The 12,779-nt window shown below is 69.2% G+C and carries 12 protein-coding genes; 5 read left to right on the forward strand and 7 right to left on the reverse strand.

The features are described from left to right. Positions 1–108: 108 nt before the first annotated feature. Genes SK803_RS36930 through SK803_RS36945 form a run of 4 tightly spaced genes read right to left on the reverse strand, consistent with a single transcriptional unit; the run spans position 109 to position 2,914 of the window. Positions 109–1,023: a hypothetical protein gene (locus SK803_RS36930; protein ID WP_319970833.1), complete on the reverse strand. Its 915-nt coding sequence runs from the start codon at positions 1,021–1,023 to the stop codon at positions 109–111. Further along, on the reverse strand, positions 1,020–1,529 hold the full coding sequence (locus tag SK803_RS36935; RefSeq protein WP_319970834.1) for a hypothetical protein: 510 nt from the start codon (positions 1,527–1,529) through the stop codon (positions 1,020–1,022). The genes SK803_RS36930 and SK803_RS36935 overlap by 4 nt, the downstream gene beginning before the upstream one ends. A gap of 51 nt (positions 1,530–1,580) precedes the next feature. Continuing rightward, complete coding sequence (locus SK803_RS36940; protein ID WP_319970835.1) at positions 1,581–2,189, reverse strand: class I SAM-dependent methyltransferase; 609 nt, start codon at positions 2,187–2,189, stop codon at positions 1,581–1,583. Between the two features lie 17 nt (positions 2,190–2,206). Next, positions 2,207–2,914: a MerR family transcriptional regulator gene (locus tag SK803_RS36945; RefSeq protein ID WP_319970836.1), complete on the reverse strand. Its 708-nt coding sequence runs from the start codon at positions 2,912–2,914 to the stop codon at positions 2,207–2,209. Between the two features lie 129 nt (positions 2,915–3,043). On the opposite strand from SK803_RS36945, the gene SK803_RS36950 reads away from it, so the two are divergent. Further along, complete coding sequence (locus tag SK803_RS36950) at positions 3,044–3,493, forward strand: hypothetical protein (RefSeq protein WP_319970837.1); 450 nt, start codon at positions 3,044–3,046, stop codon at positions 3,491–3,493. 31 nt (positions 3,494–3,524) lie between these two features. On the opposite strand, the gene SK803_RS36955 is transcribed toward SK803_RS36950, so the two are convergent. After that, the gene (locus SK803_RS36955; RefSeq protein WP_319970838.1) at positions 3,525–5,117 is read right to left on the reverse strand and encodes a PucR family transcriptional regulator; all 1,593 of its coding nucleotides are present in this window, start codon (positions 5,115–5,117) and stop codon (positions 3,525–3,527) included. Positions 5,118–5,224: 107 nt separating this feature from the next. Here SK803_RS36955 and SK803_RS36960 point away from each other — a divergent pair, with 107 nt between their 5' ends. Genes SK803_RS36960 through SK803_RS36970 form a run of 3 tightly spaced genes read left to right on the forward strand, consistent with a single transcriptional unit; the run spans position 5,225 to position 8,652 of the window. Beyond that, positions 5,225–6,508 (forward strand): aspartate aminotransferase family protein, encoded by a 1,284-nt coding sequence (locus tag SK803_RS36960; RefSeq protein ID WP_319970839.1) that lies wholly within the window; start codon positions 5,225–5,227, stop codon positions 6,506–6,508. Beyond that, the gene (locus SK803_RS36965; protein ID WP_406601638.1) at positions 6,505–8,004 is read left to right on the forward strand and encodes a CoA-acylating methylmalonate-semialdehyde dehydrogenase; all 1,500 of its coding nucleotides are present in this window, start codon (positions 6,505–6,507) and stop codon (positions 8,002–8,004) included. Before SK803_RS36960 ends, SK803_RS36965 begins: the two co-directional genes overlap by 4 nt. 9 nt (positions 8,005–8,013) lie before the next feature. Beyond that, a complete protein-coding gene (locus tag SK803_RS36970; RefSeq protein ID WP_319970840.1) occupies positions 8,014–8,652 on the forward strand; it encodes a class I SAM-dependent methyltransferase in 639 nt (212 codons plus the stop codon). On the opposite strand, the gene SK803_RS36975 is transcribed toward SK803_RS36970, so the two are convergent. Then, positions 8,607–10,664: an elongation factor G-like protein EF-G2 gene (locus SK803_RS36975; RefSeq protein ID WP_319970841.1), complete on the reverse strand. Its 2,058-nt coding sequence runs from the start codon at positions 10,662–10,664 to the stop codon at positions 8,607–8,609. The two genes, SK803_RS36970 and SK803_RS36975, sit on opposite strands and share 46 nt — an antisense overlap. A gap of 369 nt (positions 10,665–11,033) precedes the next feature. Here SK803_RS36975 and pdxS point away from each other — a divergent pair, with 369 nt between their 5' ends. Then, positions 11,034–11,927: a pyridoxal 5'-phosphate synthase lyase subunit PdxS gene (gene pdxS / locus SK803_RS36980; protein WP_090066984.1), complete on the forward strand. Its 894-nt coding sequence runs from the start codon at positions 11,034–11,036 to the stop codon at positions 11,925–11,927. Positions 11,928–11,979: 52 nt separating this feature from the next. On the opposite strand, the gene SK803_RS36985 is transcribed toward pdxS, so the two are convergent. Next, positions 11,980–12,747 (reverse strand): LppU/SCO3897 family protein, encoded by a 768-nt coding sequence (locus tag SK803_RS36985; RefSeq protein WP_319970842.1) that lies wholly within the window; start codon positions 12,745–12,747, stop codon positions 11,980–11,982. Positions 12,748–12,779 lie beyond the last annotated feature (32 nt).

The following is a 12,779-nucleotide window of genomic DNA, read 5'->3' on the forward strand; positions in this document are numbered from 1 at the left end:
GGTGCCGTTCGAGGCTGCTCTGGGCGTGTCGATGGGCGGATCAAGGGGTTCGCCTCCGAGGAGGTCTGGGCGCGGCACGAACCGCTGCGGCACGCGTCCGCGACCACGTCACCTGTCGGCATCTGGTGCGGGCAGGAGGATCCGTTCCACGATGGCGGCTACTGGCGCCGGGTGCTGCCGGAAGCGTTGCGGTTCATCGGGAATCGCGTTTGACCAGCTGATCGAGATCCGGAACAACCGGCGCTGCTCCTCGGTGAGGGCCCGGTAGGAGAGCTCGAACGCGGCGCGCACCGATCGCTCGTCGCCGTCGTCCAGCAGGTCCAGCTTCACCTCGCGCAGCTCGGCCGCCCAGTCGTGGCCGGGGTCGGTGCGCCGCAGTGCCGCCATGATCCGCAACGCCAGCGGCAGCCGTCCGCACAGCTCGGCCAGCTCTGCATCACCTACCAGCGAAGTGGCCTCGCCGGCGGACAGCAGACCCAGTTCGAGGTGGTGGGCGTCGTCGAGGGCGGTGAGCCGGTGCCTGCTGGTGACGATCGTGCGGTGCTTGTTGGGCAGCAACGGCCGTACGTGCTGCACGGACCGAGCGTTGTCGATGACGACCAGCATCGGCTCACGAGAAGCGGTGATGGTGCGGAACAACGCCGCGCGCGCCGCTTCGGTCGGCGGGATCTGCCGCACGCCCAGCGCGGACAGGAACTCCTCCAACGCCTGTGCGGGTGTGACACGGCGTTTGTCGTCGTAGTCCTGGAGATCGACGAAGAGCTTGCCGCCGGGGAACTCCCGGCTCGCGGCGAGGCGCAGCACCAGTTCTGTCTTGCCGACGCCGTCCAGGCCCGACACGACGGTCAGGCCGGTGGCACCGGACAGTTCGGCGAGTTCCGCTTCCCGGCCGGTGAACGACTCGGTCGCGTCCCGCAGGCCGTTCAGCGCGGTCGGAGGTGGCTCGGGTGCGCTGAGGTGGATGGAACCGACGTGACCCGCCTGGACCGCGTTGCCGCGATTGTCGTGGATCTCGTTGTTCACAAACGGGATTTTGCCATTGGAACGCGGATCACGGCCGTGCCTGCTTTGCGGTCGTGCCAAGTTCGTGTCCCGCGCAGGTCCAAGGACTCCACGGCGGAAAGGACGAGCATCACGAGGCCGCTCACTAGTAGCAACGACGCGAGCCACCCCGCTGACGCCACCGAGACGTGCTCGCCGATGACGACCCACGGCTGTTGCCAGCCGAGGCTCGTCATCAGCGCCGGTTCCCGCCAGCCCAGGCCGGTCAGCACGAGCACCGCGCCCGCGCCGGGGAGCGCGGTCGTGATGAGCGTGCGGGCCAGTGCTCGTCGGTGACGCAGGCCGGACGCGGGGCCCACGACCCGTAGCCCTGTGAGGGCTTTGCCGAGGGTGTTCAGGCGCAGCAGCAGTGCGTCGTACACGGCTGCACAGAGCACCACCAGCATGGGTTCGTGGACCAACGGCCACGCCACGACCAGCACCAGAAGCCAGTCGAGCAGGCGGGCGATCAGCCGACGAACGAGCATGATTCACGCTATGCGCCGGAAGTCCGGCATAAGTGGCCAGTTCATGGCCAGTTAGCGCACGAACTCCGCGGTCCAGCGGGCCTCGTCACGGTGCACCTTGAGCGCCTGCAACCCGTCCGTCTCGAACGCCATGATCTCCGCGGGCGTCAGCGGCCACGGCGGGCCGTCGGGAGCCGGGCCCTCCGCGCGGGCGACGGCGAGCACCAGCAGCGTCGATCCGGTCAGCCAGGCCACGCGTTCGGTGGCTCGAGCGTGCAGGTCGACGGGCAGTGCCTGCACGGTCATGTTCTCCACGACGAGGTCGAACGCGTGGTGCCACTCGGCGGGCGGGTCGAGCAGGTCGGCGACGACGTAGGAGACCTTCGAGTCCGGGTAGCGCGCCTGAACGGCCGCGATCGCGGTGGGGGAGATGTCGAACGCGACGACCTCGAAACCCAGCGAGGCCAGGAACTCCGAGTCGCGGCCGTACCCGCAGCCCACGACCAGCGCGCGGCGGCCGGTGCCGTCGACGCCGGAGGCCCACTCGACGAGGTGTCGCTGCGGGTGGGGCTGGTCCCAGGGGACGGAGGCCGTGCCGGCGTCGGCCTCCGCGTAGAGATCTTCGAACCAACCGGTCGGATTGGCGGCTTGCAGGCGGCGTGTGTCGTCATCAGCTGACATGACGACATTTTTTCATCTCACTGAGCGGTGCGTGCCTGATTGACGTAGTCGACCAGGCCGTCGTCGGCAGGCCACCCGATCTGGGTGCTGATCGACGTCTTGTTCTCCGCCCACGAACGCTGCGCCGCGGCTTTGATCGCAGGATCGTCGTTGGTGAACTTGGCGCCGAGGGCGTCCCACTGCCGTGACAGCTCAACGACGCGTGGGTCGTTCGCGGGCGTCCCGTCCGCCATGTGCTGACGCAGCTGCTTGACCAGCTCCAGCCAGGAGGTCTTCAACGCCTCCACCGCCTCCGGGCCCATCGCGGCGGCGCGGGACCGCAGATCGGTGAGCTGATCTGCGGTGAAGTAGCTCTCGTACACGGACATCATCTCCAAAGTGGACAGCAGGGACTCGGTGGTGTGCCCGTCCAGCAGCGAGGTGAGCCGCGACCGCAGCGCCTCCACCTGCCGGGCCTGCGTGGTCAACGCGGCCAGCTGGGCCTGGAAGAGCGGCCGCAGCGAGTCCGATCGGGACAGTGCCGATCGGACCTCTTCCAGGGAAAGACCGAGCTGGCGCAGTGATCTCACCTGATAGAGGCGCCGGACGTCGTCCGGTGTGTACCGACGGTGACCGGATGCCGTGCGCTCGGACGCGGCGACAAGGCCGATCTCGTCGTAGTGGTGCAGCGTGCGGACCGTCAGTCCGCTCGCTTTGGCCAGGTCACCGATGCTCCAACGGGTCACATCACGACCGTAGGACCTCTCGCTGCGTGAGGTTCAAGTCCCTCAACACCCGATCGAGCGGATTAATCGGCGAACCAAACCAGCCGATGAATACGAAGATCGGTCCCCAAAACCAGATTGAGGAAAACTGTGTCTCGTTCCGGACTGTTCCGCGCCGCCGCTCTTCTCGCCGCCGGTGCTGCCCCGCTGCTCGCGGGCTCGGCCAACGCCGTGGAGGCGCCGCAGCTGCCCGGTGGCCTGCCCGAGGTCGGCGCGGGCAACGTGATCACCGACGCCACGCAGCACGCGAACCCGCTCGAGTCGGTCGGCGCCGTCCACCTCGGCGACTTCCAGGCCCCCGTGGTCAGTGACCTGCCGCTGCCCGCCGTCCCGGCCGTGCCGGGCGCGCAGGAGCGCACCGCGCCGAACCCCATCGCGCCGGAGCTCGGCACCCTGCCGACCCTGCCGAACCCGGAGGCGCTGGCCGGCAACGCGCACGTCGGTGACGTCAAGGCCCCGAGCCTGTCCGACCTGCCGACCAACGGTGTCGTGCCGAACCCGAACGTGCTGTCGGGCACGCTGCCGACGATCAACGGCTGATTCGCACGCCGAAAATGGGCCCGTGGGAACCTCACGGGCCCATTTCGTGCACGAGCAGCGCGACGTACAGCGACAGCACGGACTCCGGGTCTTCCAGCGACACCCCGAGGACCTGCTCGATCCGTGCCAGCTGCTGGTAGTAGGCGGTCCGCGACAGGTGCGCGGCGCCCGCGGCCGCCGACTTGTTGCCGCCGTTCTCGCACAGGCACCGCAACAGCTCCACCAGCCGTGAGCCCTGCGCGGAGTCCCGCGCCAGCAACGGCCCCAGCTCGCGGTCCGCGAACGCCCGCACCCGCTCGTCCTCGCGCAGCAGGTGCAGGAGCCCGCGCAACCGCACGTCGTCCAACCGGTGGTAGAGCTGCGATCCCGGCGCCCGCAACGCCGCACCGGCCACGTGCGCGGCCTCGCCGAGCGACCGGCGAACGTCCGTTGTGGACGTGACGGTGGTGCCGACGGCGATCACCACCGGAGAGGCCGCCGTGCGGTGGATCTCGCGCGCGACCTTGCGCAACACACCTTCCACACCAACGGTCATCGGCACGGACAGCAGCGCCCGCACCGACGTGTCGTCCACGACGCCGACCAGCGCCGCGACCGTCACCCGCCGCCCGGCCAGCGCGGTCGCCTCGGCAAGATCACGCAGGACTTCCTGGGTGGCAAGCGTTTGCCCCTGCAGCACGGACACCGGCCGGATCGCCACCCCGATGAGCTGCCGGCGTTCCAGCGGCACACCCAACGCAGCTGCTCGTGCGCCAAGATCAGGCGACTGGGCGGACTGCCCCAACAGCTGTGCGAGCAACGTCCGGTGCGTCTGCCGTTCCAGCGATTCACGATCACGCGCCACCAGCCGGTGCACGGCCAGAGCAGAAGCAGCGCGCTCGGCGACCACCACGTGCCGGTGCGGCGGCGGCTCCGGCGACACCATCACCAGCCGTCCCCAGTCCGCCCCGCGCGCCCCGACGATCGTGATCAACCAGCCGGACCCGACGTGGTACGCGGTCCGCTCGGTCACCGTGACCGCCCGCGAGCGCGCCGCCCAGTCGTCCAGCAGCGTCACCGGATCGTGCCCGGCGGCGTCGTAGGCCAGCACGTCGTGCCCCAGCGTCTCCAGCACCACGGCCAGCCCGGACGTGCGGGCCACCTCGCGCAGCACCTCGGAGGGCTCGGCCCCGGCGACGGTCAGCGAGGTGAACGTCTCGTGCACCTGTTCCGCGGCCCGCAGCTCGGCCAGCTGGGCGTCCACGATCAACGCCACCACCGCCTCCGTCACGGCCACGTACTTCGTCTCCTCGGCGAGCGTGAGCAGCGGCAACCCGTGATGCTCCGCCGCGGTGACCAGCGCGGCAGGCACGTCGTCACGCCACCGTCGGCCGAGCTCGATGACCAGCCCGGCGCAGCCCACCGCGGCCAGTTCCTCGATGTACCGGGCGAGGCCGGACTCGGGCAGCATCACGCCCGTCGTGAGCACCAGCTCGCCGCCGCGCAGCAGCGGCGCGATGTCTGCGATCTCCGCCACATGCACCCACCGCACCCGGCGGGAGAGTCCGGCCGACCCGGCCACCAAACGCGGCTTTCCCTGCCGGATCACCGGAAGAGCGACGACTTCGGCGACGGTCGGGTACATGGACACAACGTAATGCCAACCAGCCGATCCGGGTACAGGTTGTGCATGGCGGTGGACCTGGCGCGGCACCAGACTCCGAGGGCAGGCGTAGACCCCTGGAGGACGTGATGGCCCACAAAGAGCTGCTGGCACGACACCGCGCGGTGATGCCGGAGTGGCTGGCCCTCTACTACGACGAGCCCATCGAGATCGCGAGCGCCAACGGGCGTCGGGTGACAGATCGCGAGGGCACGACCTACCTGGACTTCTTCGCGGGCATCCTGACCAACGCCATCGGCTACGACGTCGCGGAGATCAGCGACGCGATCCGGTCGCAGCTCGACACCGGCGTCCTGCACAGCTCCACGCTCTACCTGATCCGCTCGCAGGTCGAGCTCGCCGAGAAGATCGCGGAGCTGAGCGGCATCCCGGACGCCAAGGTGTTCTTCACGAACTCCGGCACCGAGGCCAACGAGACAGCGCTGATGCTCGCCACCACGGCGCGTCGCAGCGAGCAGGTGCTGGCGTTGCGCAACAGCTACCACGGCCGTGCGTTCGCCACGGTCGCCATCACGGGCAACCGCGGTTGGTCCGCGTCGGCGCTGTCCCCGATCAAGGTCAGCTGGGTGCACGGCGGTTACCGCTACCGTTCGCCGTTCAAGACGTTCTCCGACGCCGACTACATCAAGGCGTGCGTCGACGACCTGCGCGAGATCATCGAGACCACCACGTCCGGCGACGTCGCTTGCATGATCGCCGAGCCGATCCAGGGCGTCGGCGGCTTCACCTCCCCGCCCGACGGCCTGTTCCGCGCCTTCAAGGACGTCCTGGACGAGTACGGCATCCTCTTCGTCTCCGACGAGGTGCAGACCGGCTGGGGCCGCACCGGCGAGCACTTCTGGGGCATCCAGGCGCACGACGTGGTGCCGGACGCGATGACGTTCGCCAAGGGCCTCGGCAACGGTCTCGCGATCGGCGGCGTGGTCGCGCGCGGCGACCTGATGGACTCGATCAACGCCAACTCGATCTCGACGTTCGGCGGCAACCCGGTCTCCACGGCCGGCGCGCTCGCCACCGTGAACTACCTGCTCGACCACGACCTGCAGGCCAACGCGGCCAAGCTCGGCTCGCGGCTGCTCGGGGGCCTGCGCGAACTCGCGGAGAAGCACCCGGTCGTCGGGGACGTGCGTGGCAAGGGCCTGATGGTCGGCATCGAGTTCGTCGGTCCGGAGGGCGAGCCGAACGCCGGTGCCGCGGCCACGGTGCTGAGCGAGACGAAGGCGCGCGGGCTGCTCGTCGGCAAGGGAGGCCTGTACGGCAACGTGATCCGGCTGGCGCCCCCGATGACGCTGACCGAGGACGAACTCGAAGAGGCTCTGGGGATTCTCGCTCAGGCGGTGGAGATCGCGTGATCAACGCCCAGAATCTGATCAAACACCGCATCAACGGCAAGCCCTGGGAATCCGCTTCCGAACGTGTCGGTGACGTCTACGACCCGGCGACCGGCAAGGTCGCCTCGCAGGTCGCGTTCGCGTCGGTGTCCGAAGTGGACGCTGCCGTCACGGCCGCCGCGGAAGCGTTTGCGTCGTGGCGCAACGCCTCGCTGGCGCAGCGCTCGACGGTGATGTTCAAGTTCCGCGAGCTGCTGAACGACCGCAAGGGTGATCTCGCGCGGATCGTCTCCGCGGAGCACGGCAAAGTGGTGTCCGACGCCGGCGGCGAGATCCAGCGGGCGCTGGAAAGCGTCGAGTACGCGTGCGGGATCCCGCAGCTGCTCAAGGGCGGGTTCAGCGAGAACGCCTCGACGCGCGTGGACGTCTACTCGATCCAGCAGCCGGTCGGCGTGGTCGGCGTGATCTCGCCGTTCAACTTCCCGGCGATGGTGCCGCTGTGGTTCGTGCCGACGGCGATCGCCTGCGGCAACACGGTGGTGCTGAAGCCGTCGGAGAAGGACCCGTCGGCGTCGGTCTTCCTCGCCGAGCTGTTCGCGGAGGCCGGGTTGCCGGACGGCGTGCTGAACGTCGTGCACGGCGACAAGGTGGCCGTCGACCGCTTGCTGGAGCACCCGACGGTGAAGGCGATCTCGTTCGTCGGCTCGACGCCGATCGCCCGGTACGTCTACGAAACCGGTACCTCGCACGGCAAGCGCGTGCAGGCGCTGGGCGGCGCCAAGAACCACATGGTCGTGCTGCCCGACGCCGACCTGGACCTGGCCGCGGACGCCGCGGTGTCCGCCGGGTTCGGCTCGGCGGGGGAGCGGTGCATGGCGATCTCCGTCGTCGTGGCCGTCGGCACCGTCGGCGACGAGCTGGTCTCGAAGATCAAGTCCCGGATCGCCGACGTCAAGGTGGGTTCCGGGCCCTCGTGCGAGATGGGCCCGCTGGTCACCGGCGTGCACCGGGACAAGGTCACGTCCTATTTGGACGCCGGCGTCGAGGCCGGCGCCACGCTGGTCGTCGACGGCCGGAACCACCCGATCGACGGTGAGGCGAGCGGCTTCTGGCTCGGCCCGACGCTCTTCGACCACGTCGGCACCGACATGACGATCTACACCGACGAGATCTTCGGCCCGGTGCTGTCGGTGGTGCGCGCGGACAGCTACGACGAGGCCGTCGAGATGGTGAACTCCAACCGGTACGGCAACGGCACCGCCATCTTCACCAACGACGGAGGTGCGGCGCGCCGGTTCCAGAACGAGATCGAGGTCGGCATGGTCGGCGTGAACGTGCCGATCCCGGTACCGGTCGCCTACTACTCGTTCGGTGGCTGGAAGGAATCGCTGTTCGGCGACACCCACGCGTACGGACCGCACGGCGTGCACTTCTTCACCCGCTCGAAGGTGATCACCTCCCGGTGGCTGGATCCGTCGCACGGCGGCGTGAACCTGGGTTTCCCGCAGAACACCTAAAGTGGCTCGGTGACCACTCGACGCTCGTACGACCGCGTGGCCGCGCGCTACGCGTCCGAACTGAGCGGCGAGCTCGCCGGGAAGCCGCTGGACCGTGCGCTGCTCGGCGTGGTCGCCGAGCTGGCGGACGGTCCGGTGCTCGACGTCGGCTGCGGGCCGGGCCATGTGGCGGCCTACCTGGCGGACCGCGTGCCCGTCGTCGGCGTCGACCTGTCACCGCAGATGTGCGCGCACGCTTCCGTACCGGTGTGCGCGGGCGACATGACGGCGCTCCCGTTCCGTTCACACTCGGTCTCAGCGCTGGTGTGCCTGTACGCGGTCATCCACCTGGACGTGGCAGGACGCGCGGCGGCCTACGCGGAGTTCGCGCGGGTGCTGAGGCCCGGCGGGCACGCGCTGGTGGCGTTCCACGTGCGGGACGCGGAAACCGAGGCGGGGCAGGCGAAGACGCTGACCGAGTGGTGGGGGAACGAGGTCGACCTGACCTTCCGGTTCCTCGACCCCGGCGTGGAGACGCAGGCGTTGGCGGAGGCGGGCCTCACCGTGACGGCCCGCCTCGACCGCGTCCCCGACCCGCGGGCCGAGCACCCGAGTGACCGGTGCTACCTGCTGGCGCGTGCCGCCAAGGCCTCCGGAAGCGGGTCGTAGCGGGAGAAGTGGCGCGTGAAGGTGCCGGTGCCCGAAGTGAGCGACCGGAGTTCGATCGCGTACCGGAGCAGCTCGGACGAAGGCACCTCGGCGCGGATCATCGTCCACCCGCCCTCGTCGGCCTCGGTGCCGAGCACTCGCCCGCGCCGGCCGGACAGGTCGCCCAGCACGGTGCCGAGATGTTCGTCGGGCAGTCGGATGGCCACTTCGTCCGTGGGCTCCAGCAGGGTGGTGCGGCCCGCGGCGGCGGCTTCTTTCAGAGCCATGGCGCCGGCGGTCTGGAAGGCCGCGTCGGACGAGTCGACGGAATGTGCTTTGCCGTCGACGAGAGTGACCCGGACGTCGACGACGGGGGTGTTGTCGTGCAGGCCCCGTTCGAGTTGGGCGCGCACGCCCTTTTCCACGGACGGGATGAACTGGTTCGGGATCGAGCCGCCGACGATCTTGTCGACGAACTCGAAGCCGGAGCCGCGGGGGAGCGGTTCGACGACGATGTCGCACACGGCGTACTGGCCGTGACCTCCGGATTGCTTGACGTGCCGGCCGTGACCTTTTGCCGAGCCCGCAAAGGTTTCGCGCAGGGCTACGCGGACGGGTTCGGTGTCGATCTCGGCACCGCCTGCGCGCAGGCGGGCGAGCACCACGTCGGCGTGTGCCTCGCCCATGCACCACAGGACCATTTGGTGCGTTTCGGCGTTGCGGTCCAGGCGCAGGGTCGGGTCGCTGGCCACGAGGCGGTTGAGGTTGCGGGCCAGGTTGTCCTCGTCGCTGCGGGTGCGCGGGACCACGGCCACGGGGAGCAGCGGCTCCGGCATGTCCCAGGGGACCATCAGGAGTGGCTTCTCCGGGGCGGAGACGGTGTCGCCGGTTTCGGCGGTGGTCAGCTTGGTCAGCGCGCACAGGTCGCCGGCCACGCAGTAGGGGACCTCGCGCAGCGACGCGCCCAGCGGGGAGTAGATGTGGGCCACGCGTTCGTCGGCGTCGTGGTCCTCGTGTCCTCGGTCGGCCATGCCGTGGCCGGAGACGTGCACGGGGCGTTCGGGGCGCAGCGTGCCGGAGAAGACGCGGACCAACGACACGCGGCCGACGTAGGAGTCCACGGCCGTGCGGACGACCTCGGCCACCAGTGGCCCGTCGGGGTCGGCGGCCAGGCGGGGCTGCGGGATGCCGTCAACTGATGTCACGAGAGGAAGCTCGTGCTCCAGCGGTGAGGGGAACGCGCGCGCGATGCCGTCCAACAGCTCTGTCAGGCCCATGCCGGTTGCGGCGCACACGGGCATCACCGGGTGGAACGAACCGCGTGCGACGGCGGTCTCCAGGTCGGTGATCAGCGTGTCCTGGTCGATGTCCTCGCCCGCCAGGTAGCGGTCCATGAGGGTCTCGTCCTCGCTCTCGGCGATGATTCCCTCGATCAGCGCGGCGCGTTCGTCCGGGTAGGCATCACCTGACGTGAGCAATCCGACCAGTTGGTCTTCTTCCGCCATGTACAGCGGCACCACGCCCGCGCCGAAAGCGGCTTGGCAGGCAATGACTTCGGTCATGAAGTCCGCGCGGTGGTGGTCGGTGCGTGTGATGACGACGGCACGCGGCATGCCGACGAGAGCGCACTCCTCCCACAACGCGATGGTGGCGGCGTCGACGCCCTCGAAAGCGTTGACAACAAAAAGGGCCGCGTCCGCGGCCCGTAGTCCTGCCCTGAGCTCACCCACGAAGTCGACGTATCCGGGGGTGTCGATCAGATTGATCTTGATGTCCCCGTGCTGGATCGGGGCTACGGCGAGGCCGACCGATCGTTGTTGTCGCACCGCCGCCGGATCGTGATCGCAGACGGTCGTGCCCTCGGTGACCGACCCCGCGCGGGTCAGCACGCCGGAGGCGGCGAGCAGGGCCTCGGTGAGCGTTGTCTTGCCCGCGCCGGACGGACCGACGAGAACGACGTTGCGGACCTTGGCCGGGTCGTCTACAGCGACCGCGCCTGCCGATGTCCCGTTGTCGGAGTTCTTGCTTCCCATGTCGACCTCCGTCAAGTCGTAGTGTTCGATCTCACACCCGTTCACCTCCCGGTACAACCCCGGAGACCCGACCGGACGCCTCCGCGCTCGTGGGCAGGGCGTTTTCCTTCCGCGAGGTCGCGTCGGTCGTCCGGTCAACCGCTCGCGCCGAATTCGGCGAAGCCCAATTCGGCGCGAGCGATTCGGCCGGACGACCGACTGCCAGGCGACCGAGCCGCCATCTCCGAAGGAGTGGCCATGAACGCAGCCACGACCTGCGGTTGATCGTGAAGTGGCCTTCTGGTTCCGGGCTCCAGTGGCTTGGGTGAGAGGGCCACGTCAGACGTAGGATGAGTTCACCAAGACTTCCCCTCGTGAAAGGTTGCCCCGGTGAGCACTGATCAGGTCACGGGTACCGCCCGCGTCAAGCGCGGCATGGCCGAGATGCTCAAGGGCGGCGTGATCATGGACGTGGTCGACGCCACCCAGGCGAAGATCGCGGAGGACGCCGGCGCCGTCGCCGTCATGGCGCTCGAGCGCGTTCCCGCCGACATCCGTTCGCAGGGCGGCGTCGCCCGCATGAGCGACCCCGACCTGATCGACGGGATCATCAACGCCGTCTCGATCCCGGTGATGGCCAAGGCCCGCATCGGTCACTTCGTCGAGGCCCAGGTCCTCGCCTCGCTCGGCGTCGACTACATCGACGAGTCCGAGGTGCTCACCCCGGCCGACTACGCCAACCACATCGACAAGTGGGCGTTCACCGTGCCTTTCGTGTGCGGTGCGACGAACCTCGGCGAGGCCCTGCGCCGCATCACCGAGGGCGCGGCCATGATCCGCTCCAAGGGCGAGGCCGGCACCGGTGACGTCTCCAACGCCACCACGCACATGCGCAAGATCCGCCAGGAGATCCGCCGCCTGCAGAACCTCCCCGAGGACGAGCTCTACGTCGCCGCCAAGGAGCTCCAGGCGCCGTACGAGCTCGTGAAGGAGATCGCGCAGAACGGCAAGCTCCCCGTCGTGCTGTTCACCGCGGGCGGCATCGCCACCCCGGCCGACGCCGCGATGATGATGCAGCTCGGCGCCGAGGGCGTGTTCGTCGGTTCCGGCATCTTCAAGTCCGGCAACCCGGCCCAGAGAGCAGAGGCCATCGTGAAGGCCACCACCTTCCACGACGACCCCGACGTCATCGCCAAGGTCTCGCGCGGCCTGGGCGAGGCCATGGTCGGCATCAACGTCGACGAGATCCCGGAGCCGCACCGCCTGGCCGAGCGCGGCTGGTAAGGCTCGGAACGAAATGGGGGCGCACCCGCCACGGGTGCGCCCCTTCGTCGTGTCAGGACGGTTGCGAGAAGCAGTACGTCGTCCTGATCTCCGGATACGCCAGCGCCAGCGCCTGGTTCACCTTGCACGCCGCCTTGTCCACGGTGTTCGCCAGCACCGTCGCCTTGAACACCTGGAGTCCGCCGCCGCACGCCGCCTTCGGGACGTCGGCCTTCAGTTCGGCGAGCGTGAAGTCGTAGCACTGGCCGTCGACGAACACCGGGATCAGGCACACCGTCATGGACTCCCGAACGCTGAGCCTGCGGAACTCGATGTACCCGTCGGCAGGTTCACCGCACTTCTCAGTCGACGACGAGGAGACCTTGCTGACCGTGTAGTTGTTGTTCTCGCCGCACGGAACCTTCTGGTAGTCCGGCTTGGCCGCGAAGCCGGTCATCAGCACGCAGTCGCCGACCGTCGCGAACGGCGCCGGCTTCGACGTGGTCGTCGGCGGGGTCGTGGTGAGAACGGCGGCCGACGTCGGCGCGCTGCCGCTGCCGAACTTGATCGTGTCCTTCGTGGACAGCCAGAAGATCAGACCGCCCAACGCCAGCGCGAACACCGCGAGCACAGCGACGATCTTCACGCCCGCACCGGATTCGCGGTGCGGCGCCACGGGAAGGATCGGTTCCGGCACGTCGTAGACGCCGATCGGCCGCCCGCCGCCCGTGCTGGGCGGCGGCTCCGCGGGTGGCGGAGCGAACGCCGAGAACGGGTCGGCGGCGGACGGCTCGTACAGATCGGCGGACTTGGGCCGCGCAGGGTCGTTCGGTGTGCTCATCGGATGGTTCCCCCCAGAAGTTCCGGGGGCCA

Origin of the sequence: Lentzea miocenica (assembly GCF_033949945.1) — a bacterium.
Taxonomy (GTDB): domain Bacteria; phylum Actinomycetota; class Actinomycetes; order Mycobacteriales; family Pseudonocardiaceae; genus Lentzea; species Lentzea miocenica.

Bases quoted from the DNA above. Each gene is read 5' to 3' on its own strand.
- SK803_RS36955 (WP_319970838.1), bottom strand. From the start codon at position 5,117: ATGTACCCGACCGTCGCCGAAGTCGTCGCTCTTCCGGTGATCCGGCAG.
- SK803_RS36940 (WP_319970835.1), bottom strand. From the start codon at position 2,189: ATGTCAGCTGATGACGACACACGCCGCCTGCAAGCCGCCAATCCGACC.
- SK803_RS36935 (WP_319970834.1), bottom strand. From the start codon at position 1,529: ATGCTCGTTCGTCGGCTGATCGCCCGCCTGCTCGACTGGCTTCTGGTG.
- SK803_RS36985 (WP_319970842.1), bottom strand. From the start codon at position 12,747: ATGAGCACACCGAACGACCCTGCGCGGCCCAAGTCCGCCGATCTGTAC.
- SK803_RS36975 (WP_319970841.1), bottom strand. From the start codon at position 10,664: ATGGGAAGCAAGAACTCCGACAACGGGACATCGGCAGGCGCGGTCGCT.
- SK803_RS36960 (WP_319970839.1), top strand. From the start codon at position 5,225: ATGGCCCACAAAGAGCTGCTGGCACGACACCGCGCGGTGATGCCGGAG.